Annotated in this window: 20 protein-coding genes; 8 read left to right on the top strand and 12 right to left on the bottom strand. The window is 52.3% G+C overall.

Features of this window, described 5'->3' with window-relative positions; translation table 11 throughout:
* Nucleotides 1-558: 558 nt before the first annotated feature.
* Together FYJ65_RS06845 and FYJ65_RS06840 are read right to left on the bottom strand one after the other, a co-directional pair.
* Nucleotides 559-1,161 carry a histidine phosphatase family protein gene (locus tag FYJ65_RS06845; RefSeq protein ID WP_154554603.1) on the bottom strand — a complete coding sequence of 201 codons (603 nt, stop codon included), beginning with the start codon at nt 1,159-1,161 and terminating at the stop codon, nt 559-561.
* 2 nt (nt 1,162-1,163) lie between these two features.
* Nucleotides 1,164-3,728: an LTA synthase family protein gene (locus FYJ65_RS06840; RefSeq protein WP_154554602.1), complete on the bottom strand. Its 2,565-nt coding sequence runs from the start codon at nt 3,726-3,728 to the stop codon at nt 1,164-1,166.
* Nucleotides 3,729-3,934: 206 nt separating this feature from the next.
* Here FYJ65_RS06840 and FYJ65_RS06835 point away from each other — a divergent pair, with 206 nt between their 5' ends.
* From FYJ65_RS06835 to FYJ65_RS06820, 4 genes are all read left to right on the top strand, one after another.
* Nucleotides 3,935-4,525 (top strand): GNAT family N-acetyltransferase, encoded by a 591-nt coding sequence (locus FYJ65_RS06835; protein ID WP_154554601.1) that lies wholly within the window; start codon nt 3,935-3,937, stop codon nt 4,523-4,525.
* A 137-nt stretch (nt 4,526-4,662) separates the two neighbouring features.
* A complete protein-coding gene (locus FYJ65_RS06830) occupies nt 4,663-5,118 on the top strand; it encodes a DUF3793 family protein (RefSeq protein ID WP_154554600.1) in 456 nt (151 codons plus the stop codon).
* Nucleotides 5,119-5,160: 42 nt separating this feature from the next.
* Complete coding sequence (locus FYJ65_RS06825) at nt 5,161-5,583, top strand: flavodoxin (RefSeq protein WP_154554599.1); 423 nt, start codon at nt 5,161-5,163, stop codon at nt 5,581-5,583.
* Nucleotides 5,584-5,772: 189 nt separating this feature from the next.
* Nucleotides 5,773-6,357, top strand: coding sequence for an HDIG domain-containing metalloprotein (locus tag FYJ65_RS06820; protein WP_154554598.1), 585 nt, complete (start codon nt 5,773-5,775; stop codon nt 6,355-6,357).
* A gap of 59 nt (nt 6,358-6,416) precedes the next feature.
* Here FYJ65_RS06820 and FYJ65_RS06815 read toward each other — a convergent pair whose 3' ends face one another.
* The 9 genes from FYJ65_RS06815 to rpmE all read right to left on the bottom strand — a co-directional run bounded on the left by FYJ65_RS06815 (nt 6,417) and on the right by rpmE (nt 14,930).
* Nucleotides 6,417-6,854: a hypothetical protein gene (locus FYJ65_RS06815; protein ID WP_154554597.1), complete on the bottom strand. Its 438-nt coding sequence runs from the start codon at nt 6,852-6,854 to the stop codon at nt 6,417-6,419.
* Between the two features lie 12 nt (nt 6,855-6,866).
* A complete protein-coding gene (locus FYJ65_RS06810) occupies nt 6,867-7,406 on the bottom strand; it encodes a hypothetical protein (protein ID WP_154554596.1) in 540 nt (179 codons plus the stop codon).
* 504 nt (nt 7,407-7,910) lie between these two features.
* Complete coding sequence (gene tyrS, locus FYJ65_RS06805; protein ID WP_154554595.1) at nt 7,911-9,248, bottom strand: tyrosine--tRNA ligase; 1,338 nt, start codon at nt 9,246-9,248, stop codon at nt 7,911-7,913.
* A gap of 348 nt (nt 9,249-9,596) precedes the next feature.
* Complete coding sequence (locus FYJ65_RS06800; RefSeq protein ID WP_154554594.1) at nt 9,597-11,159, bottom strand: 4Fe-4S dicluster domain-containing protein; 1,563 nt, start codon at nt 11,157-11,159, stop codon at nt 9,597-9,599.
* 210 nt (nt 11,160-11,369) lie between these two features.
* Complete coding sequence (upp, locus tag FYJ65_RS06795; protein ID WP_154554593.1) at nt 11,370-12,008, bottom strand: uracil phosphoribosyltransferase; 639 nt, start codon at nt 12,006-12,008, stop codon at nt 11,370-11,372.
* 13 nt (nt 12,009-12,021) lie between these two features.
* Complete coding sequence (rpiB, locus tag FYJ65_RS06790) at nt 12,022-12,453, bottom strand: ribose 5-phosphate isomerase B (RefSeq protein ID WP_154554592.1); 432 nt, start codon at nt 12,451-12,453, stop codon at nt 12,022-12,024.
* Between the two features lie 12 nt (nt 12,454-12,465).
* Nucleotides 12,466-13,473 (bottom strand): L-threonylcarbamoyladenylate synthase, encoded by a 1,008-nt coding sequence (locus FYJ65_RS06785; RefSeq protein WP_154554591.1) that lies wholly within the window; start codon nt 13,471-13,473, stop codon nt 12,466-12,468.
* Nucleotides 13,473-14,537 carry a peptide chain release factor 1 gene (gene prfA / locus FYJ65_RS06780; protein ID WP_154554590.1) on the bottom strand — a complete coding sequence of 355 codons (1,065 nt, stop codon included), beginning with the start codon at nt 14,535-14,537 and terminating at the stop codon, nt 13,473-13,475. The genes FYJ65_RS06785 and prfA overlap by 1 nt, the downstream gene beginning before the upstream one ends.
* A gap of 195 nt (nt 14,538-14,732) precedes the next feature.
* Nucleotides 14,733-14,930, bottom strand: coding sequence for a 50S ribosomal protein L31 (rpmE, locus tag FYJ65_RS06775; protein ID WP_154554589.1), 198 nt, complete (start codon nt 14,928-14,930; stop codon nt 14,733-14,735).
* Between the two features lie 316 nt (nt 14,931-15,246).
* Between rpmE and coaBC the strand changes: the two genes are divergently transcribed.
* The 4 genes from coaBC to FYJ65_RS06755 all read left to right on the top strand — a co-directional run bounded on the left by coaBC (nt 15,247) and on the right by FYJ65_RS06755 (nt 23,429).
* Nucleotides 15,247-16,446 (top strand): bifunctional phosphopantothenoylcysteine decarboxylase/phosphopantothenate--cysteine ligase CoaBC, encoded by a 1,200-nt coding sequence (gene coaBC / locus FYJ65_RS06770; RefSeq protein WP_154554588.1) that lies wholly within the window; start codon nt 15,247-15,249, stop codon nt 16,444-16,446.
* A 97-nt stretch (nt 16,447-16,543) separates the two neighbouring features.
* Nucleotides 16,544-21,346 carry a nicotinate-nicotinamide nucleotide adenylyltransferase gene (locus tag FYJ65_RS06765; RefSeq protein WP_206157345.1) on the top strand — a complete coding sequence of 1,601 codons (4,803 nt, stop codon included), beginning with the start codon at nt 16,544-16,546 and terminating at the stop codon, nt 21,344-21,346.
* Nucleotides 21,347-21,349: 3 nt separating this feature from the next.
* Nucleotides 21,350-22,309: a lactate/malate family dehydrogenase gene (locus tag FYJ65_RS06760; RefSeq protein WP_154554586.1), complete on the top strand. Its 960-nt coding sequence runs from the start codon at nt 21,350-21,352 to the stop codon at nt 22,307-22,309.
* Nucleotides 22,284-23,429 (top strand): flavodoxin family protein, encoded by a 1,146-nt coding sequence (locus tag FYJ65_RS06755; protein WP_154554585.1) that lies wholly within the window; start codon nt 22,284-22,286, stop codon nt 23,427-23,429. Before FYJ65_RS06760 ends, FYJ65_RS06755 begins: the two co-directional genes overlap by 26 nt.
* Nucleotides 23,430-23,880: 451 nt before the next feature.
* Here FYJ65_RS06755 and FYJ65_RS06750 read toward each other — a convergent pair whose 3' ends face one another.
* On the bottom strand, nt 23,881-24,417 hold the full coding sequence (locus FYJ65_RS06750) for a GNAT family N-acetyltransferase (protein WP_154554584.1): 537 nt from the start codon (nt 24,415-24,417) through the stop codon (nt 23,881-23,883).

The raw sequence follows: 24,417 nt of genomic DNA, 5'->3' as shown, positions 1-24,417 counted from the left end.
TAATCGTGTTGTCGCCTCATGACGGTAGTTCAAGGCTTTGCCGGAGGGTGAGGCGCCAACTCGGACGATCCACCGGCGGGCTCTGGGACAAAAAGTTGGCGCCTCGGAACGGTGGCATAAGGCTTTACCGGGGATGAGGCGCCAACTCGGGCGGACGGCCGGCGGGCTCTGGGGCAAAATGTTGGCGCCTCGAAACGGTAGCTCAAGGCTTTGCCGGGAGTGAGGCGCCAACTCGGGCGGTCCATCGGCCGGCTCCGGGGCAAAAAGTTGGCGCCTCGAAACGGTGGCATAAGGCTTTGCCGGGGATGAGGCGCCAACTCGGGCGGTCCATCGGCCGGCTCTGGGGCAAAATGTTGGCGCCTCGAAACGGTGGCTCAAGGCTTTGCCGGGAGTGAGGCGCCAACTCGGGCGGTCCATCGGCTGGCTCTGGGACAAAAAGTTGGCGCCTCGAAACGGTGGCATAAGGCTTTGCCGGGAGTGAGGCGCCAACTCGGGCGCTCGGCAGGCGCCTTTTGATACCTGGGAATAAAAAAACGGCAGAGCCGGAGGCGCTTCTCGTTACGCCTTGTGCTCTGCCGCAATTTCCAGATGTTCTGTGGCCATGCCGTTTTTGATGTGAATCTCATATCCACAGCCCGGGCTCGGGGTCCAGTCGAAGATATTTTTCTTCTCGCCGGAGAACAGGATTTCCATGATTGCGGAAATCACCGCTCCGTGAAGGACCGCGATAACCCGCGGATTGTCCTCTTTGAGAAGGGTTTCCAGGCCCCGGTTGACCCGGCGAAAAAAGACTTCGTAGGAGTCTCCGCCCGGAAAATCAAATTCCGGCATCTCCCCCTTAAGCCAGCGGCTTCCCAAAGGAGTGGCCAGCACCTCGTCGAAGGTCTTCATTTCGAAAATTCCGATTTCAATCTCTCGAAGATCCGGAATCCGGCCGTGAGGCCTTTCCCCGTAGATGGCCTCAAAGGTCTGCTCCGTGCGGAGCATCCCGGAGGTGTACAGCGCAGCGGCCTCGCCCTCCGGATACAACCCGCGCCGCCGCATCGCCTCCACCTCCTGCCGGCCGGATTGGGTAATGGGGAGGTCCGTGCTTCCGTAGAACAGCTTCCGTTCCGTCCCCTCCGTGTTTCCGTGCCGGATTAGATACAGTTTTCTTTCCATGTCTATTTACCGTTTTTTTTCAGGTTAAAGAAGCTGTCCACCGTGTGGCCGGTATCCGCCAGCAGGTTGTACTGCAGCTTCTGATACTCGTTGATTTTCTTGGAATACTTGGATTCCTCCGTCAAGCGGTGCAGCTTGTTATCGTCACCCATGTAGAATTCTCCGGCAACGAACTTCACCGTCTTATGCATATCCACCAGATACTTCTGGTAACCCGTCATCTGAACGCCCATTTTGTCCAAGGTGTAGGCGCCCAGCATGTTGGCGCTGATGTCCACATTGTCTTCCGAGCCGATATCGTAATTCGCCCAGATGATGAACGGGGTGACATACCGGTTGACCTGCTGTTCCTTAGAGATGTTGTCCACGGACTTTCCGTTGTACATGGCATTCCAGAAGGAATCTTCCAGGGCCGGCTGGTGATCTCCGAACATGACGATAACTGTCGGTTCGTCCACGTTCTCGAAGTATTCCGTCAGATCCTTGAAGGCATCGTCGGATTTCTTCATCAGGTTCAGGAACAGCTCCGCCTGATCGTCCTTCAGCTTGGAATCGGTGATTTTAACCGGACGATCGATGTCTCCCTGCTTCGCCGCATCGAACCCGCCGTGGTTCTGCATGGTGACGTTGAAGAGATAGAACGGGTTGCTCTGATTCTTTGCCCGATATCCCTCGTAGTATTCTTTCAGCAGCTTAAAGTCCCCTTCGTCGGACATGTATTTCGCCCGGATGAAGTCCAACTTGCTTTCCGGAATGTCCTCCATGGAGATGAAGTCGTCAAATCCCAGCAGCGGATAGACCACTTCCCGGTTCCAGCCTCTTCCGTAATACGGATGCACCGCCTTGTTGTATCCGTAGTTCTGCTGCTTCAGCGTGGTGGTAAAGTTGGCCAATTCCGTGTGCACCAGGGAATTGTAAGCCACGCTTCGCGGCGGCAGGAAGGCCATGGAAGTTCCCGTCAGGAACTCGAATTCCGAGTTGGCCGTGTTGGCGCCGAAAATGGACATGTGGCAATGTCCCTTGATGGTGTTTTTCTTCAGGCTGTGGATATACGGCATGTAATCCGAAGAGGTTTTGATCTTGCCGTCCACGTTCAGATCTGCCAAGGATTCATTCATCACCACCAGCACGTTCGGAGACTTCTTCCCGATTGTGTTCTTTTTCTCCGAATCCGACGGATACTTGGCCGCAACCTTCTCCACCGCACTCACGGAATATCCTTCCGGTTTCTCGATGGTGTTGTAGGTCCAGGTAATGATAAAGGACAGGGCAGTGCCTCTCCGCTTATAATATCCCTGCGGATGCCAGGTCTTGACCTGGATATCGTGGTTCTTCAGGAAGTCGGTGTTGAACAGGATGTGATAGAACCCGCCCAATGCCACGGCGCAGGCCAGCAGGCCCACCAGACGCTTCTTCCAAGGAAAACCCTTCTCCATGCGCAGGCTTAGCGCTGCGGTCACGAAGACGATGGTGAATATCAGGGAATAGACAATCCGCAGATCCAATTCAAAGGAATAGTTCCCCGCCACCTCCGTCGCTGTGCCCAGGGAATAGATGTCCTGGAACATGATCGGGGTTCCCCGGAACTTGAACACGTAGTAGTTTCCCAGCGCGCAGACCGATGCCACCAGCACGGTCAGAGACGCTGCCACGGTGGTCCGGTTGGTAATCACATAGAAAATCCACGCCACCAGGATGTAAATCAGCAGGTTCAGAAGAACTACCAGCGGCACCCGGGTCGCCTGATGGATGATGGCACCCAGTCCCATGTCGTAGTACCGCATCATGATGATGTGGCAGAAGAACGGCGTTGCCGCCATGAACAGCCATCCGAAGATTCGGTTCAGGCCGGCTTGCGGGAAGAATTTCTTCCGCTTCCACCGCGCATCAATCCAGTCCATCGGCAGCCATGTGAAAATCAAGGCCATCAGAAGCATGATGACCATAAATGCCACGCTCACCACCGGCAAGAACTGATAGACCCACCGGACGCGGAGATCCTGTCCGGATGTATTTTTGCCGTAAACGGTGCTGCCCTTCAGGTAGTCCTTCTGTTCATCGGCCATCTTGCCCATGTAGACGCCCAGGTTGTCCGATTTCGGGCTGCCCTCGGTGCGCACCGCCAGCACGTATTCCTGCCCTTTTTTCAGATCCGTGTTGAATTCAAATTCCGTAAAATCATCGTACTTGGTCAGGTGAATTTCGTTGCACGGCACCTCTATGGCAGACAGCACCTTGCCGTCCTTGTCCCGAATTTCCGCCTTCACCTTTCCCTTCAGAACGGTTTTGTCCAAAGTGTACAGCCGCACCCCGGCCTTCCAAAGATGGGCCTTCTGAGCCACGAAGGTCTGCGTGGCCTCCCGATCGCCGGCAATCTGCACCGGCTCGTAGGAATGGGTCTCCAGCCGCTCCAGCACGTAGTTGCGGTTAAAGGTGCCGGCATTCATGAGCACCATTCCCATTCCGCAGATGATAATCAGTGTCAAAATAATCTTCCGGACGAGAAGGACCTTTCCCTTCCCTTCAAATCCGGAAATTTCAAAAAATCTCTGTAACTTTGCTTTCATTTTTTCTCCCCAAAAAATATTAACCAAATAATTTTACACTCATACCCTTTCATTTTCAAGGGTTGTACGGTATAAAACTCTTTCCACGGTGTGGAATTCCGTATAATTTTTTGCTATAATTCGTATACGGTAAAAAGAAAATTCGCACCCCCGGAGACGTCCGGCGCGGCGCAAACTGTTTTTATGGAGAAGGAGATTACGAGGCAATGGTTGAAACTGAGCACCTAATTGTACGAAACGCATCTTTTGCAGACCTGGATACTTTCGCCGAATGGGAATCCCGGGACGATGTTATTGAGCATTTCTGCCTGGACCACAAGCGAAATCTGGATACCCTGACGGACGATTTCCACGACGTGACGCACGACCCTTCTCGGAAATGGCTCACCATCATGCTGAAGGAAAATCGCAAACCCATCGGTCGAATCGGCATCAACGATATCGACCCGATTAACAACTCCATGAATTTGAAGATCATCTACATCGGAGACGCTTGCTACCGGGGCAAGGGCTACGGCAGCGAATCCACCCGTGCGGTGCTGGAGTACGCTTTTTCCGAGATGGATCTGCACCGGGTGGCCATCGATCACTTCCTGGACGACATGGTAAGCGAGCACCTTTACGACAGCATCGGTTTCCGGAAGGAGGGCATTATGAAGAATGCGGGTCGCCAGGGAAATGACTACTTCGACCTGCAGATGCGGGCGATTCTCAAAGAGGAGTGGGAAGAGCAAAAGGAAATTCTGAAGGCCAAGGAACCGGAGAAAGTGCCGCAGGTGATTGCCGATTATCTGTAAGGTAAAAATAAAATATCGCGAAGCATCGGATTGCATCCCGGCCGGGGTGCAATCTTTTTTTATATTTTTCTTGACATTACAATCGCCGTCTTGTATTATTTCATTGTGGTTAGAGTTCTTTAACTTCTGTAATAGTTTTGGAAGACCAGATTCGATTCTGGAATATTCAATTGAAAATCAAGGGCGTCCGGCTGTTCCTCTTGCGCTTTCAGGGAAATCGTGCGTTGATATACGTATACCGAGAAAAACAGCTGGCGTCCCGGCTGAACAGTCCGGAAGTGGCGGAGTTCCTTCATTCCTACGGATATGACGATATTCACCTTTCCGCCGCGCTGGCCCGACTTCGGGACCGCATTTCAGCGAACCGTGATTTTCCCCACGAAATCGGGATTTTTCTCGATTACCCCCTGGGAGATGTTCGGGGATTCATCGCCAACAGCGGTCGTAACTTCAAATGCGTCGGCTGCTGGAAGGTGTATTGCGACGAATGCGCCTGCCGCAAGAAGTTTGCCCAGTTTCGGAAATGCCGTGACGTGTATCTCCGCCTCTGGGAGCAAGGCCGAAGTGTTTTGCAGCTCACGGTAGCTGCTTAACATATATGTAGTTTATTTTTACAAAGAAAAGAGGTAGAAAAAATGAGCAAAATCGCAGTAGTATACTGGAGCGGAACCGGTAATACAGAAATCATGGCACAGGAAGTCGCTGCCGGCGCAAAGGCTGCCGGTGCGGAAGCGGACGTGCTGACGCCGTCGGATTTCGATTCTTCCAAAATCAGTGCCTATGATGCCATCGCCTTCGGCTGCCCGGCAATGGGTGCGGAAGTGCTGGAGGAAGCGGAATTCGAGCCGATGTGGAACGAGTGCGAAGGCAGCCTCAGCGGAGTGAAGATTGCGCTGTTCGGTTCCTATGGATGGGGCGACGGCGAATGGATGCGCACCTGGGAAGAGAGCGCTGGGAATGCCGGTGCGATTCTGGCCTGCGACAGCGTGATGGCCAACGAGGAACCGGACGACGAAGCGAAGACCGCTTGCCGGAACCTGGGGCAGACGCTGGCATAGAATAATATAGACCCATTTACATCACTTTACACATAATAACTCCCTTTACATTACACGGAAAACGGGGGCTGCCGACGGCAGCCCCCGTTTTCTTCCCAAAATTCCAAGACTTGTGCTATAATTGACTTGGGTTCCGCAGCGACTCTATTTACAGCTGCCGGAAATCAAACCATCAAGGGAGGATTAGAGATGAACACAATTACAAGAGAGACCGCATGGGGACTTCTGACGAAGTACAACAAGGAGCCCTTTCATCAGCATCACGCAGTGACCGTGGAAGGCGTCATGAGATATTACGCGGAGAAAATCGGCGAGGATCCGGATTTCTGGGGAATCTGCGGACTGCTTCACGACGTGGATTTCGAGCAGTGGCCGGAGGAACACTGCACCAAAGCCCCGGAGCTTCTGGCGGAAATCCAGGCGCCGGAGGAAATGGTCCACGCCATCTGCAGCCACGGTTACGGCCTCTGCTGCGACGTCCGGCCGGAGTGTGAAATGGAGAAATTTCTTTTTGCCGCCGACGAACTCACCGGACTAATCGGCGCCGCCATCATTCTTCGCCCGTCCCACAGCTGCAAGGACATGGACGTGAAGTCGGTGAAAAAGAAATTCAAAGACAAGCGATTTGCCGCCGGCTGCGACCGGGAAGTCATCCAAAAGGGTGCGGAGATGCTGGGCTGGGAACTGACCGATCTTTTCCAGACCGTGCTGGAAGCCATGCAGTCTTTGCCGGATCCGGAGGAGCTAGATGCCCGGAACGGAATCGAAGGATAATAAATTATGGGACAAAAAACTCGGCAAGCCGGACGCCTGCCGAGTTTTTATTCTTCATTCTATTTGTAGTGCTTGTCGAACATAGCCGCTGCTTTTTCGTTATTGACAATATTCGGAACATCGTCAATTTTTTTACCGGGATAATTCTCTCCACCGTAATGGATTGTAACTTGTTCCCCCGTTCCTTCTATTGTCAATTCCGCTACCGCAACGACAAGTTTATTATCTTTTATTTTTCCAAATCCTTCCCGCACGTTTTTTTCATCATTCTGTCGATATATTACAACAGGACGCTTCTTCTCCGAAGTGGGTTCTCCCACTGCAACATAAAGGCAGTCATCGCTTACCTGTTCCCCTAACACATACGTTCCGGTATATATCGCCCTTTCGTTTCGGTCTGTGTACGAAGCATAAATCTGTGCAACTGCAAACAGTCCCGCCACGCAAAGCAGAACCACACCGGCAATCACGATTTTCTTGCGTCTTCCACTTGTCATTTTGCTTCCTCACTACTTTCCTTTTTTGCAATGGTGCGCACCATTAGGGCATACTCTCTTCGCATAATACTGACGTGCGGTAACGCCAAGGTTTTTAACTCCTTTACTGGAATATACCCATCGCTCTCTTTTCACTCTCGGATCATATCGCCATACGTACACTTTGTATTTTCGATATTTTACCTGCTTTTTTACGTACACTTTATAAAAGTGTTTTGTCGCTGGAATTTTCACTGATTGACCTCGAGTTCCTTTCGACGAAGAGATTCCCAGGCCAACACTTCCGTACCCATAACCCGCACCAAAAGAAAAAGATACCTTTGGTCCGCCCTTATCTGTCCACCATACCGCACCACCGGTTGGCATACTTATACCATTTTTATCAATACCGCCGGAATATCCTTTAGCCCACTTATAAAAGGATTTCCCCTGATAAACCACCTTGCTTCTCTTTGCAAAGGCTACATTTGGAACAGAAATTATAATTAATCCTACCATAAGAATAATTACTAAACAAGTTGCTCTTCTAGTCATTTTAATTTCTTTGTGCATGCCGTCCCCCTTAATCTGTTCGATTGCACTGAGTAATCTTTTAGGTAGTATATCAAGGCTTTTTCAGGTCACTAATTTTCAATGTTTATGAAGTTGGTGTGAAGTGTTGTGCATTTCGGGGTTTATCGATCGGTTTGGCACAACATCTCTTCCGAATTTCTAATTCTGCCAAAAGCAAATTCGCCTCGTCTCCGGTTTTCCGGCCATGCATCCACAACTTAGGACGTTAAGTTGTGCAGAAGTCTTTGTATCCCCCTCATCTGCACAACTTTTCACACAATTTCCTTATTTCATCCAGAAGATGTTGTGCAGATTCCATCCTAAAAGGCGGTTCTGCATAACACTTCACACCAACTTCACATTTCAAAGTATAATAGCATGCTCGGATATATACTCCATATTAATTGGAGTCACCCACTCGTTGCTCAATCCGCCACACCACAAAAGCCGCCCGACAGGTTCGACCCCTGCCGGGCGGCTTTCGCTACACGCAAATCTCTTCAATTACTTCAACACCACTGCGATGAACTTCTTCTTGCCCTTCTGGATGATGATCTTGTCATCCTTGAAGTCCTCCAGCGTTACCTGGTGCTTTCTGTCCACAACCTTCTCGTCGTTGATTCGGAATCCGCCCTGCTCAATCATGCGGAATGCTTCACTGTTACTGCCCACCAGCTTCAATTCCTTTGCCAGAGCAGCCAGGCCGATGCCTTCGCCCTCAAATACGGAACGCTCCATCTCTACGCTCGGAATGTTCTCTGCCGCAGCAGCGTTTCCGCTAGTAAATACCTTGCGGGATGCTTCCAGCGCTTCCTGCGCAGCCTTCTCGCCGTGAACCAGCTTGGTAACCTCGTAGCCCAGGATTTCCTTCGCCTTATTGATTTCGGAGCCTTCCAGTGCGGACAGTCTGTTCACCTCTTCCATCGGCAGGAAGGTCAGCATTCTCAGGCACTTGTTCACGTCCGCATCGTTCACATTTCTCCAGTACTGGAAGAACTCGTACGGAGATACTCTGTTCTCATCCAGCCAAAGTGCACCCTTTGCGGTCTTGCCCATCTTCTTGCCTTCACTGTTGGTCAGCAGTCCGAAGGTCATACCATACACTTCCTTGTCACACGCCTTGCGGGTCAGATTCACGCCGGCGATGATGTTGGACCACTGGTCGTTTCCGCCGAACTGTGCCTTCAGGTCAAAGTCTCTTGCCATAACCATGAAGTCGTATGCCTGCAGTGTCATGTAGCAGAACTCGAAGAAGGACAGACCCTCGTTCCGATCCATTCTGCTCTTGAAGCACTCCGCTCTCAGCATGGTGTTTACGTTGAACTGCGTACCGATTTCTCTGGCGAACTCGGTGTACTTCGCTTTCCGAATCCATTCCGCATTGTTCACGCTGACAGCCTTTCCTTCCAGCGGCTCTCTGTTCTGATGTCCCGGAACGTATACGCCGCCGTTGCCCTCGTATTTCCACTCATCGTCAAACTCGAAGAATCTTTCGAACAGCTTCTTGAACGCTCTGCAGTTATCGTCGATGGTATCAATGGTCATCACCTGACGCATGTCGCTTCGACCGGAAGGGTCGCCCACTTCACCGGTACCGCCGCCCAGCAGAATAACCGGAGTATGGCCGTATTTCTGCATGTACAGCATGATAATAATCTGGATGAAGTGTCCCACATGCAAGCAATCCGCAGTCGGATCGAAACCGATGTAGAACTTAATCTTCTCCCGGCCCAGCAGGTCTCTCAGTGCCTCCGGATTGGTACACTGTTCAATCAATCCTCTTTCCTGAAGTACGTCGAACACGTTATCGTACTTGCTCACATTGTCTGGAATCTGAAACATTTTCTCTCTCCTTCTCAATCTATCATAATAAAATTATCCTTCGAAACGATGACATTATTCTATCACATTCCCGGGGCAAAATAAAAGGCTCCGCAGCATTTTGCCGCGAAGCCTGAATACTTCATTTCCGGATTTCTGAACCCACATCGCAACAAAATCACCTCTTCAGTTAGGAGAAGAGGTAATAGTAGGCCTGCTTGTGAGATCTGTTTCTAAGAAATGTAGTCATTGTTCCATCCTCTTTGTGTTGTGATTTATTACAATATATCACCGCATTTGTATGATGTCAACATATTTTTCGGAAGTTTTCGGGTAAAAACACAATTGTTTTTACCCGAACGTTTCCGATTAGTCGTCTCCCTGCGTCCGAACTTCTTCTTCAATACGAGCCACCTCTTCGCCCAAATGCTCCAATCCCGGAAGCATATCCGCATATCGACTTTCGGAGCAGCGAAGAACGCCGGCTTCCTTCTCGGACACACCCAGCTGATAATCCGCGCGGTTCAGCGCCAGTAGGGTTCCGGCCCCGCCGATACAACCTCCCGGGCAGGCCATTCCTTCCAGCAGATATCCGTTCAGCTTTCCGGCTTTTGCCCGCATCAGCATTTTACGGCAGTTGTCCAAGCCCTCGGCGCGCTCGATCAGAACTTCTCGATCCGGATCCACTTCTTCCAGACGCTTCTTCACCGCTTCCGCTACGCCGCCGCTGCGGGCGAAACCGTAGCCATCGCTGCTGGCGCGGCGGAGCTCCTCTCCTTCCGGTATTGCGCCGAAGTCCACTCCTTTCGCGGCGAACATTCCTGCAACCTCTTCATAGGTCAATACGAAATCCACGTAGCTCTTCACGCTCCGGCGGCTGGCTTCCTGTTTCTTTGACAGGCACGGTCCGATGAATGCCACCTTGCACTCCGGATGTAGCTTTTTCGCCAGGCGGGCACTCAGTACCATCGGCGTCAACGCCATGGAAATGTTTCCGGCAAATTCCGGGAACTGCTTCTTTGCCATAATGGACCACGCCGGGCAGCAGCTGGTGCCCATGAACGGCAGGTTTTCCGGCACGTCGTGCATGAAATGCTCCGCTTCCTGGATGGTACACAGATCCGCACCTACGGCAACTTCCACGACATCCGCAAATCCCAGCTTGCCGAAAGCTTCTTTCATCTTGGTGTCGGTCAGTTCTTTTCCGAACTGTCCGGCGATGGACGGTGCCACCATAGCGATAACCGGTGCATCGTCTTGCATTGCTTTGATGGTTTGATAGATCTGACCCTTATCCACGATAGCGGCAAACGGACAGGAGTTCAGGCACATGCCGCAGGAAACGCACTTTTCCTGGTCAATTTCCGCATGACCGTACTCATCCTTGTGGATGGCGTTGATTCCACAGGCTTTCTCACAAGGGCGCTCCTGCTTTACGATGGCGTTGAACGGGCACACCTGAACGCAGCGGCCGCACTTGATGCACTTGTCCGAATCGATGACGGACCGTCCGTCCTTCTGAATGGTGATGGCATCCTTCGGGCAGACCTCCTTGCACGGATGTTCCAGGCATCCCTGACATCCGTTGGTCACCGTCACGCCATCCGGACAGCAGTTGCAGGCGAACCGAATGATATCGATGAGCGGCGGTTCATAGTATTTCTCGGCAATCATGCTCTCATCCACGCCCTTTGATGTGTTAGCATGCTCGTTGATTTTCCGGAGCGACATCCCCATCGCCACCCGAAGGCGTTCGCCGATGATGGCTCTCTCCAGGAAAATGCTGTCCCGGAAAGGCTCGTTCTCTCCGGAAATAATCTTGTACGGCAGGTCGTCCAGCTGCTCCGGGCCGCCTCCTTCGTAGGCCAGCCTTGCCACCTCTTCAAATACCCTTCTGCGAAGTTTCGTCTTGTCTGTGATGTACCCTTTCATGTTCTCCTCCAATTCATGAAATCGTGCAACAGAAAACCCGGGGCATCCGCCGATGCTCTGGGTTCCCTATTATTAGTTAAAAGTAAAATGCGTGCTTCCCTCTACATTTCAAATAACCAATCATCACATATTGAATTTTATTTTAATTTCCCCGTACCGCCCCCGTCCGACAGTCCCGAGAAAATCATCGTCCTCTATATTTTTTATTCCCTACTTCGTTCCGTACAGGCGGTCTCCCGCATCGCCCAAGCCCGGAAGGATGTAAGCGTTTTCGTTCAGGCATTCATCCTTTGCCGCAATGTAGATGTCCACATCCGGATGTGCGGTGTGGAGCGCCTCAATTCCCTCCGGTGCCGCAATCAGACACATGAACTTGATATTGGTAGCGCCTCTCTTCTTGATGAAGTCGATGGCTGCAATCGCGCTTCCGCCGGTTGCCAGCATCGGATCCACCACGAAACACTCCCTCTTCTCAATATCCACCGGCAGCTTACAGTAATATTCCACCGGCTTGTGGGTTTCCGGATCCCGGTACAGCCCCACATGACCGACCTTTGCGTTCGGCACCAGTGCCAGCATTCCATCCACGAACCCCAGTCCGGCCCGCAAAATCGGAACGATGGCGATATCTTCTCCCTTCAACATCTTCACCTGTGTGGTGCACATCGGGGTTTCGATTTCCACATCCTCCAGCGCCAGATCCCGAGTTGCCTCAAAACCCATCAGCATCGCCACCTCGGTTGCCAGCTCCCGGAATTCCTTTACAGTCGTGGATGTTTTTCTCATCAGCGAAACCTTGTGCTGAATCAGCGGATGATCGAATACATAAACCTTTCCTTCTCTTGCCATTACTTTCCTCCGATTAAATCTCTTCCAGCATATTGATTCGGCGCAGGTGTTTTCCGCCCTCAAATTCCGTCTTCATCCATGTATCGATCATTTCAAAAGCCAGCTCCTGAGAAATCATCCGAGCGCCCATGGCAATTACGTTGGCATTGTTGTGTCTCCGGCACATCTCCGCCATCTCCACGGAAGTGCACAGCGCACAGCGAATGCCCTTCACCTTGTTGCAGGCGATGGAAATTCCAATACCGGACCCGCAGATTGCAACTCCCCGCTCCGCCTTACCGGAAGCCACCGCTTCTCCGACGGCTTTTCCGTAAATCGGGTAATCCACCGATTCCGTAGAATTCGTGCCCACATCCAGCACTTCGTGACCTTCCGCAATCAACTTCTCCTTGACCGCTTCCTTCAGGGGATAACCCGCGTGGTCGCATCCAATCGCAATAATCATTTCTTCCACCTCCTACACATGTATCACGTCGTACCCTGCCGACTTGAGCATCCGGTTCATCACCGAGAACCCCAGTTCTTCTTCCGGAAGGGCCCGAACTAGAATCACGTCTACATCTTCCCGATCCAATTCTCTCAGACGGGCAAAAAAATCCTTCGCCGCGGCCTTACTGTCCCGGCCGTAATTCAGCGCCACCGCCTTCTGCCGAGCGTATTTGCACAGTCGCAGCTGCTCTTCGATTTCCCGCTCCACCGCAGCGTCATCGTCGCCTTCGATAATCTTCACTTCCGCCTTCGGCGCATAGTGACGATACTTCATTCCCGGTGCCTTCGGGTGGAACTCTTCCCCCTCGCTGCGATGCATCGGATCCACGAACAGCGCCGGGTCGTATTTCACTTCGCTTCCCAAAGTAAACTCCAGCATTTCCTTCGTGATATATCCCGGCCGCAGAATCATCGGCACTTCCCCGGTAAGGTCCAGCACCGTGGATTCAATGCCCACCTCGCAGTCTTCTCCCAGAAGAACCGCATCGATCCGGCTGTCCATATCCTCCAGCACATCTTCGTATCGGGTCGGGCTGGGTCTGCCGGACCGATTGGCGCTGGGCGCCGCAATCGGTCTTTCTGCCGCCCGAATCAAATCTCTGGCCGCCTCACTGAGGGGCATGCGAATTCCCACGGTATCCAATCCTCCGGTAGTCACCATCGGCACGCCCTCGGCCTTTTTCATGATAAAGGTAATCGGTCCCGGCCAGTAAGCCTGAATCAGCGGCACCGCCACTGCCGGAATTTCCGACGCCATATCCGCCAGCTGTCCCATCTCCGCAATGTGAACGATCATGGGATTATCGCTGGGACGGCCTTTGGCTTCGTACACCGACCGAACCGCATCCGCATCCAGCGCATTGGCCCCCAGGCCGTACACCGTCTCTGTGGGAAACGCTACCAGTCCGCCTCGCCGGATGATCTCGCCGGCATGATCGATATTTTTTTCTGTAATCTCAAGTCTTTCGGTATCCATTAGAAGCTCTTCATCTTCTCTGCCTGGTCATGGGTGATCAGAGCGTCGATAATTTCGTCCAAATCTCCATCCAGGAAGTTTTCCAATTTGTAGATTGTCACGTTAATTCTGTGATCGGTTACACGACCCTGCGGGAAGTTGTACGTCCGGATTCGCTCGGAACGGTCTCCGCTTCCCACCTGGCTCCGGCGCTCTGCCGAAATCTTGTCGTTCTGCTCCTGGAGCATCAGGTCGTACAGACGGGCCTTCAATACCTTGAAAGCTTTGTCCTTATTCTTAATCTGGGATTTCTCATCCTGGCAGGTTACCACCAGTCCGGTCGGAATATGGGTCAGACGAACCGCTGAGTCCGTGGTGTTAACGCACTGTCCGCCGTTACCGGAAGCGCGGTACACATCCACCCGGACGTCGTTCGGGTCAATCTTCACTTCCACGTCATCTACTTCCGGCAGCACCGCGATGGATGCGGCAGAAGTGTGAATCCGTCCGCTGGACTCCGTCTCCGGCACACGCTGTACCCGGTGCACGCCGCTCTCGAACTTCAGACGGGAGTACGCGCCCTTACCCTTGATCATGATAACCGCTTCCTTCACACCGCCGATTCCGGTATCGTTCAAGTCGATGATTTCCGTCTTCCATCTTCTTCTCTCTGCATAGCGCAGGTACATTCTCATCAGGTCGCCGCCGAACAGCGCCGCCTCGTCTCCGCCGGTGCCGGCACGAACTTCCAGAATAACGTTCTTCTCATCGTTCGGGTCCTTTGGCAACAGCAGAATCTTCAGCTCCTCCTGGGATTTCTCGATGCCCGCTTCCAGTTCCTTGATTTCTTCCCGAGCCATCTCCCGGAGTTCCTCATCGTCTTCCATCTCGAAGATTTCCTTGGAATCCTCCAGCTCCTGCTTCATATCCTTGTAGTGCTTGTATTCCTTCACAATCGGCTCCATTTCGCCCATTTCCTTCATGTACTTCTGCCATGTCGGCTGGTCGGAAATGATATCCGGGTCGGAAACTTTTTTTGCCAGCTCCTCGTACTTGTCTACGGTAAAATCCAATTTGTCAAACATAATCTTTTTCCTCTATATTATATATGTAAAAAAACGATAACATTTCTTCCGGTCTTCCGGCGCGTCATCTGCTGTCGTTACAAGAAAATCACGCTCTTTGCCATTATATCACATCCCACATCCGTATAAAATACAGTCATACGAAAAAGGGATGCTGCAGTCTCTCCCACAGCATCCCCCTTACTCGTTCGTTCCCTAAAGGTTGTACTTGTTCTTGAACTTTTCGATACGTCCGCCACGGTTTGCAAACTTCTGCTGACCGGTGAAGAACGGATGACACTCAGAGCAAACGTCCACTCTCATCTCGGAGTTGTTGGACAGTGTCATAAATGTATTACCACATGCGCAAGTAACTTTACATTCCTTATAATCAGGATGGATTCCTTCCTTCATGTTGTCTCTCCTCTTTCTGTGAATGTCCATCCGGGCACGGCTTAGTCCATTACCCAAATAGCTTTATAATTATATCAGCATGAAACCCTGTGCGCAAGGGATTTTTGCTTTATTTTTCGGGTTTTTTGCCCTTTTCTTTCGATTTTTCGTGAAGGAAGCGCTTTCACCCCGTCAATTTGTCCATTCCCTATCAATCATTGCACCCCGCTCCCCCGATGGTTATAATATATTTGTAAAAAAAGGTTTATATTTCAACATGTTCCGGCAGTTCGGGATGCAACCCTCTGCCGAATCGATTACTGAAAGGAAATTCACTATGCTACAGGGAAAAACCGTGCTGCTGGGCATTACCGGTGGCATCGCAGCATATAAGAGTGCCATGCTGGCCAGCGCTTTGAAGAAACAGCACGCCGATGTGCACGTCATCATGACCAAGAACGCCACTCGGTTCATCGCACCCCTCACCTTTGAAACCCTGACCAACAACCGGGTTTCGGTGGACACCTTTGACCGAAATTTCAAATACGATGTGGAACACATCTCTTTGGCGAAAGCCGCAGATTTGATCTGCGTGGCTCCGGCCACCGCCGACTTCATGGCAAAGGCGGCCCACGGTCTGGCCGACGATATGCTCACCACCGTTCTTCTGGCAGCGAAGTGTCCGAAGCTGGTGGCGCCGGCCATGAACACTGCCATGTATGAAAATCCGATTACTCAGGATAATATGGCGATTCTCCGGAAATACGGATTCCACATTATGAATCCGGCCAACGGCCACCTGGCCTGCGGCGATTCCGGTCCGGGAAAAATGCCGGAACCGGAGGTGCTGCTGGAAGAAATTCTGTACCTCCTGGCCTGCGACAAGGATTTTGCCGGGAAACGGGTTCTGGTTACCGCCGGTCCAACGCAGGAATCCATCGACCCGGTGCGATACATCACCAACCACTCCACCGGAAAGATGGGATACGCGCTGGCACGGGCCGCTTCGTTCCGCGGCGCGGAAGTCACCTTGATTTCCGGTCCTACTGCTCTTCAGCCGCCGGCACACGCAGAATTCATTCCGGTTACCGACGCCGAGGAGATGCATGACGCGGTTCTGGAACAGGTGCCGAAAGCTGACTTCGTATTTAAAGCTGCCGCCGTTGCGGATTACACTCCGGCAGTGACATACGATCAGAAGGTCAAGAAGAAGGACGAGGACGTGTCCATTCCCCTTACCCGAACCAAGGATATTCTAAAGGACGTTGCCGGAATTCGCCGGGCAGACCAAATCCTCTGCGGGTTCTCCATGGAAACGGAGAATCTCATCGAAAATTCCCGGGGGAAATTAGAACGAAAAGGACTGGATATGATTGCCGCCAACAGCCTGCGGACGGAAGGGGCCGGATTCGGCACCGACACCAACGTGATTACGGTAATCACCAAGGATCTGGTACGGGAACTGCCGATTCAATCCAAATTCGATGCGGCAGGTGAACTGCTCACCATGGCGTTGGCCATGGCGAATCGGGAATAATTTTACTTACTTATATGGTTGCTTAGAAAAACGCGCCTTCTCCGCGGGGGGGAGGAGGCCGCATCGCTCGGTGATATCGAGCAGAGAGAGGGCTTTTATGTTATTTAGTGAAAACAATGCAGATATTCTGTACAACGAGATTACCGGTGCTTATCTGGATCGAGGGTACATGCATGGCGAAGGTCTGACCAAGGATCAGGTAAATCGGTCACGAGACCTGTTCAAGGCCATGGCCTACGACCTAATTGACCGCGGCGATGAAACCGGACGAATTCACACACCGGAGATTCTGGCCGTGTGGAAAAACCACCTCCATACCGGCAATTCGGAACCGGAGGACGGCTGGCTGCAGCATTGCTACATGTTTCTTCGGAATCAGCTGTTCCCCCATCTTCCGGGGCCGGCGGATGCCGACGCTTTCCGCCAGCAGCGGAACAACCTGCTCCAGCTGATGCGCGGCGTATTCATATATGAACAGAAAACCCTTCCTTTCGATCCCACAAAGGATCTTCGCCTGCTCAGCGATGTTCAGATTGCAGCCGGCCACTTCAATCCGGAATACACCAAGATGCACAAGATGATTCGCAACAAGTACATCTACGAATTCATGCGCATTGGCATCGATATTACACCGTACAACACCCTGGGTCATATCAGCGGTGTGCATTACGTTGCCATGTATATGGCATATCAGCTGCACCAGGTAGGGATGCCGGTGGATCTGGGCATCATCTCCGGTGCCGCTGCCATGCATGACATCGGGAAATACGGCTGCCGCCCATTCGAAGAAAAGCGGGTACCGTATCTTCATTACTACTACACCAACTATTGTCTCAGCCGGAATGCCCTTCCCACCATTGCGCACATCGCCGCCAATCACTCCACCTGGGACCTGGAACTGGAGAACCTTTCCGTGGAATCCCTGCTGCTCATCTATGCGGATTTCCGCGTAAAGAGCACCCGAGTGAAGGACCGGGAAGTCATTCACTTCTATTCCCTTAAGGAAGCGTTCGATGTCATCCTGAACAAGCTGGACAACGTGGATGCCGCCAAGCGCCATCGCTACGTAAAAGTCTACGCCAAACTGAAGGATTTCGAAGACCTGATGATTGAGAACGGAGTTTCCGTGGATATTCCGAAAGATGCCACCGCACATTTCGATGAGCAGTGCATTCAAAAACCGATTCCACTGCGCCTCCGCCCGGCTCTGCTCCGAAACGATGAGGTGGTGCAGGAGCTGAAATTCCGGGCCATCGGCCATAACATTCGGGTGATGAGCCGATTCAGTAATCCGGAACAGTTCGCCAGCCTAATCGAATCCGCTCGCAGCTGTCAGCGCTGGAAGGACACCCGTACCTACATCACTCTTCTGGGAGAGTACTCCACCTACATGTCCGAGGATCAGAAAAACCTGACCCTGAATTTTCTGTACGAAATGTTGGCTCATCAGGCCAGCGACATTCGAGAGCAGGCGGCGGTACTCATGGGCCGCATCGTGGCAAATTACCGGGAAGAATACAAAAAAGAACTGCCGAAGGATGTCCCTTCGCCCAACATCACTTCCACCAACATCTATCAGTTTGAATCCTTTCTGATAAAAATACTGAACCCGGATTACAAAGTGACCGACCATCACCGGAAATGGATTACTTCCTGTGCGGACTTCTACGTAGAATCTGCTCTGAACAACTGCAATCCGGCACGCCGGCACTTCTATTTCGATGTGCTGGAGAAATATTACGATTCGGACGATGTATCGGAAGCGCGAATTGTCGTTTTGATGATTACCGCCCTTCGAATCAATCCGTCCTGGTGCCCGGACTCCTTTATTCAGACCATCCGCTTCTTTTCCAAGAATATGCTGGGTTCCTTCTCCCAGGATGTGGACCTGATTACCTTGGACGTGATGGATCACTATTTCGGCGATACCATGGACAACTTCACGGATATCCGCCGGAGGGATATCCTGGGGCTGTCGGGAAAAACCCTTACCGACAAAGAGCTGTCCACCATGTTCCTGGACAATCTGAAAACCCGCACTTCCTGGAACCGAAAGATGGCCAACATCCGTTATATGCTGGAATCGGTGCATACCGAGGTGGGACAGGCCCGCATCCTTCAGATTGCGATTCACCTGGCCAACCTGATTAAGAACAGTGAAACCGTCACGGTTCGCCGATATGCGGCTCAGGTTCTGTTCCAAATCCTGCCGGATCTCACATCGGATCAGGCCAACGAGCTGATGATTGAAATTTTCAACGGATTGGAAATCGAGGATTACCAGTTCAGCCGGTCCTTGCCGAAGGTGCTGGGCATCATCACCCTGTATCTTCCGCCAAAGGAGCTGGATGAGGTAATCGACGAACTGGAGAAAATGCTGAACAACGGCGTGGAGCGTTCCGCCTGTGCGGCTCTCCAGACCATTGCCGTCATTCTGGAAGAATGCAGTATCTACAAATTCAAAGAAAAGGACGGCGTCATGGAAACCCGGACCTCCCGACTGCTGGGACTCCTTCTGAAGGGTTTTGCCTATTACCGTGCGCCGATCTCTCAGGAAGCCTTCCGCATGATTGGCGAAAGAATCTTCCATAGTGAGAAGCTCACCCCGGAGCAGAAGCACGACCTCGCGGCTCGCTGTTTCAAGCGACTGGTAACCATCATCCCGTTTTCCGCCAAGGAACGGGAGGATTTGCAGTTCTACAATAACTCTGCCGGACTGCTGAACATCTATCGCTTCATATCGGAATACCAGACGGAGGTGGGCGACTTCCATTTCCCGGAAACGAAGAAGATTGCGTTCTTCCCGGGAACCTTCGACCCGTTCAGTCTGGGGCACAAGGCCATTGCCACCACCATCCGAAACATGGGGTATCAGGTATATCTGGCCATCGACGAATTCTCCTGGTCTAAGAAGACCCTGCCCCGCATGCTGCGGGAAGAAATTCTCACCATGTCCATCGCCGATGAAGAGAACCTCTATGTTTTCCCGGATGACATTTCCGTCAACATTGCCAATCCGAAGGATTTGGCGGAACTGCGCAGCCTGTTTCCGAATCAGGAGGTCTACATTGCAATGGGCTCCGATGTGGTGAATAACGCTTCTTGCTACCGGCTGGAACCCTGCGAAAACTCCATCCATTCTTTTAACCACATCGTCTTCGCACGAGATGCCAAGAATATGGAGGCTGAAACCGGTGAAGCCTATCCGATTACGGGAGAGGTTATCCACCTGAAGCTGAAAAAATACTACGAAGATATCAGTTCCACCAAAATCCGGGACAATATCGATATGGGACGAGATATTTCCAACCTGCTGGACCCGATTGTACAGAACTATATCTACGACCACAACCTCTATTCCAGAGAGCCGGCGTACAAACACGTACTGCAGGCACAGGATTTGAAGATCAGCGATTACAAGCACGACAACTACGCGGCCATCGCCAATATGCGGGAGGAGCTGAGCGGTCGGGGCTACGCTTTCGACGCACTGTGGAACTACCTCTCCCACGAAGACACCCAGACCCTCTACGTGGAGAGCGGACATAAGAACCGAAAAGTTTCCGCTTTTGCAGCGGCACGAAGATTTGAGACCCACGATTTGCTGACGGAGTTCCAGGATCCGAAGATTACTGCCACCATTCGAAATCAGGCACACGGAGGTATTGCGGTTATCGGCGCATTCTACGCGAACGCCAACCGCTCCGTCAGCAATTTGAACCAGATTCTTCTGACGGAACTGCTCACCGGTCTGCTGGCTAAGGACTACGCCTATGCGGTCTACCATCCGATTGACCCAAGCGGTTACAGCGGTGCCACCATCGAGGCGCTGCGCCGACAGGGTTTTGTAAATATTTCGGATACCGCTGCTCATCCGGTGTATGCGGTAGACCTCACCGACCCGATTGTCATTTTCCGGGATGTGGAGACGGTCATTAAATCGCCGCTGAACAAGATTCCAAAAGTTCAGAAGACCATCGACGATGCCCACAACCGGCTGTTGAACACCTTTACCCAGATGTTCCCGGGAAAACTTGTAATTTCCTTTAATACCAGTGCGGTGTACAGCAAGATTGTGGATCTGGTGGCACTGGACAACGGGGTATCCACCGTTCCGGATCCGACACAGAAACGCGGACCGTATCTGGCGGTACCGTTCGGAAAAGCGCTGTCCGATGTGGCCGTTCCCAACACGGTAACGAAAGCACTGTACACAGAGAAGTATTTCCGAAACGACCTGTCCGGCTTTACCGTGGGCGCATCGGAAAATTATCCATCTCTAAAAAATCAGGCACGGATGCTGAAATCCTTTAACCGGCCGGTGATTCTCATCGATGATTTGCTCCATAAGGGACAGCGCATGAACAACATCGACCCGATTCTTCGGGCACAGAATATCGACGTGCACAAAATCATAGTAGGCCTCCTTACGGGGAACGCCCGGGACACCATGAGCGTGCGAGGCCGGGAGGTGGAATCGGCCTACTTCATTCCGACCATCTCCATGTGGCTCAATGAGCGGGACTGCTACCCGTTCATCGGCGGGGACAGCATCGAACGGCCGGACGGTTCCACGTCACGCTCCGTTAATTTTATCCTGCCGTACACCAGCTTTAACTTCGTGGGCGGAAAGAATCTGGAGCACATTTACAAATACTCCATGACCTGCCTGGAGAACGCCCGGGATATCCTTCAGGTGTTGGAGCAGGAGTATCAGGCCACCTTCGGCAAGAAGCTGACCATCCGGCGGCTGGGAGCCATCATCAGCAATCCGCGGATGCCGATGCTGGGGGCCGACCTGGAATACGATGAGCACCTTTCCCCGTCCCAGTACGTGGAAAGCGATATCCGGAAGGCGCAGCGCCTGAGCCTGTACCGAGAATGCGAATTGGAGGAATAGACAATGCATATTCATGATCTGGTAAAAGAACCCCTCTCCCTGCGAAAGTGTCCGGTAATCCCGGGCACCAAAGCTCGGGTGAATATCGTGGCGCTGGGGGATGTGGGCACCACCATGCTCATCGGCCTCAAGCTTCTGGGAAGCGATGTAATCGAGTCCATCGGCATCTGCGATATTCGGAAAGAAAACACCGCACGGCTGGAAATGGAAATGAATCAGATTGGATACCCCTTCGAGGGGCCCGCGCTTCCGTCCGTAGTGGTGGTGCCGGAAGACGAACTCTTTACCGGAGATGTGCTGATTTTCTGTGCCAGCCGAGGGATTCCGCCGGTGGAGCCCGGCTCCAAAGCGGACGTGCGCATGGCTCAATTAGATGCCAACCGGGATATCATCCGCCACTATGCCGGACTGGCACGAAATGCCCGGTATCAGGGGCTGGTATGCGTGGTCAGCGATCCGGTGGACAACCTGTGCGCGGCGTTCCTGAATGAATCCGGGCTGGAGCCATGGCAGATTCAGGGATACGGTCTTGGAGTCATGCACAAAAGAGCGGAATACTACGCCTCCAAGGATTCCCGTTTCGCCTCCTATCTCACGGAAGGACGGGCCTTCGGTCCACACGGGAAAGACCTGGTGATTGCCAACAGCATTGACCGATACGACGATGCCCTTTCCCGAGAATTGACGGAACAGGCAGTTCGGGCCAACATCGCTGTCCGGGACCTGGGTTTCAAACCCTACATCGCACCGGCCCTTTCCTCTGCCGCACTGTCCATCCTTCTCACACTCCGAGGTGAATGGCATTACGGCTCCCTGTACCTGGGTACCCGGGAGCGGGGTGCATTTCTGGGAATGAAAAACCGCCTTACGAAAGGCGGCTGGGAATGGGAGGATTTGGACCTTCCGGAAGAGCTTTACGAAAGGATTCGAAACGCTTATGACAACCTCTGCGAAATCCGATAATGAGATTCATAATAACAAGCCAAAAGAACTTCTGGTAATTCGTCCCATCTGCGAGATGCTGGGACGAATCGGCCGGATGGAGCAGGTGCTGGGAGACTGCCTGACCCGATTGGAAGCGGAAGGCATCCGGGTTACCCTGGTGGAAAAAGTCTCCGAACTGGAGGATATTCCCATGCCCGGAAAAAAGGTGATTTTCGCCATCTGCCTCTCGGAGTCCGGCGTCAACCTGGAATACTACCGACTGCTGGAAGCATTTCGGCTCCATCCCCACTGCCTGGACGGTTCCGTGGGAGGAATTATCGTGGACGGCGCCAGCGACCTGTACACCAAAGCATTGGCCCGCCGCATGGCCTTCTCCGCCAACAGTTCGGGCTGCACCTTTCCCGGAAAACCCCTGGTGGAAGCCACCGGCACCCTGGCGAACTTCCGGGTCCTGAGCCAAATCACGGGAAAGTCGGTAGAAGAAGTCTACGCCCTTCAGGTGGAAAATCTAATGCGAAAGGTCCTGGACTTCGATCTGACCGATGCCGGGTGGTGCTATCCGGATGACGCCCCGTCTGCGTCCCCGCTTCATATTGCCGCCATCCATTCCGGTTCCCGAAAAACCTCCAACACGCTTCTTCTGTGGGATATGATTCGGCGTAATTTGCCAAAGGATACCGTGGTGGAAGAGGTGTCCCTCCGGAACGGCTCCATTCAGGATTGCCGCGGCTGCACCTTCGAGACCTGCCGTCACTTCGGCGAGAAGGAAGATTGCTTTTACGGCGGAATCATGACGGAGAAGGTTTTTCCCGCCATCCTCCGCAGCGATGCGGTCATGCTGATTTCACCGAATTACAACGATGCCCTGAGCGCCAACCTCACCGCCATGGTCAACCGGCTCACTGCACTGTTCCGGACCCATGATTTTAGTAAAAAAAGAATCTACAGTCTGGTGGTTTCCGGCTACAGCGGCGGCGATATCGTATCGGAGCAGATTCTGGGAGCCTTCTGCTTTAACAAAAACTTCATCCTGCCGGGGCGGTTTGCCATTGTGGAAACCGCCAACGACCCCGGTGCCATCTTGAATGTGCCGGGAATTGAGACCAAGGCGCGCACCTTTGCAAGACATATGTGGTGATGGGTTTTGGCTGCGACTTAAAGCAGGTGCTATTATACATTTAACCAAATGATGTGAATTGCGGTGTATCTCCGATTATGCGGAACACACCTAAGAGAATCGGATGCGTCCGATTCTCTTTTTTGATTTTTTTCTTTTCTTGCGATTTTCGTTGGGTTGCTTCCTCGAGTTTAAAAACAAGGTTATATAGTTTTTTTATCGGTGGTTTCAGTCCTTTTTGTTCTAAACATATTGTGATTAAAACTATTAAAGTAATCAAATACCCGAAAGAGCGGAATGGAAATGGACCGTTCCGCTCTTTTTTTGCGTTTCCTTTTCGGGATTGTCTTTTTTATTCCACCTTCGGCAGCTGGGCTAGGCTCTTAGCGATGTCCTCGTCCGCCGGAATCGTATCGCTCATGGTTCCGTCATTGGACTACTCGTAGGCCTTCAGGTCGAAATGGACGAAGGGCTATTCTTCTTCAAAAATGCTCAGATCGTCCCAGGAAAGCAGCTTCGCTTTAATCGGAAACAGGTTGATTTCCTCCGGATACTCCTCGCTGATCAGCTCCGCCCCCAGATGGCGGTACATCTGCTCCGCATTGTCGTTTCCTTTGAAGACATCTATTACCATTTGACCGTATCCCTGGTTTTTCGCGCAGCGTCCCATGTGCTCAATCAGCTTCCGGCCCAGACCTTTGCCCCGAGCCGCTTCCGTCAGGAACAGCTTTTCCAGCCAGAAGGCGCCCAAAACCTCCGGCGACGGAAATCCGCTGGTGAACCCCAGGAAGGTGTGTTCTCCCGCCTCCGACACTTCCTCGGCAATCCAGAATTCGCCCCCCGGCTGCAGCCAGTCTCCCCGCATCCGCTGCACGGTGTCCTCCTGGTTGATGGACGTAATCAGTCGAGAATCCACGATTCCCTGATAAACGGTGTTATATATTTCCTTGTATAAAGCGGCACAAAGCTCCATATCGGAGGCTTTTGCCGGACGAATTTCTATGCTCAT

The organism is Mogibacterium kristiansenii, assembly GCF_009695905.1.
Taxonomy (GTDB): Bacteria; Bacillota; Clostridia; order Peptostreptococcales; family Anaerovoracaceae; genus Mogibacterium_A; species Mogibacterium_A kristiansenii.
The sequence above is the reverse complement of the archived record's forward strand: the minus strand, read 5'-3'. Positions and strand labels throughout refer to the sequence as shown.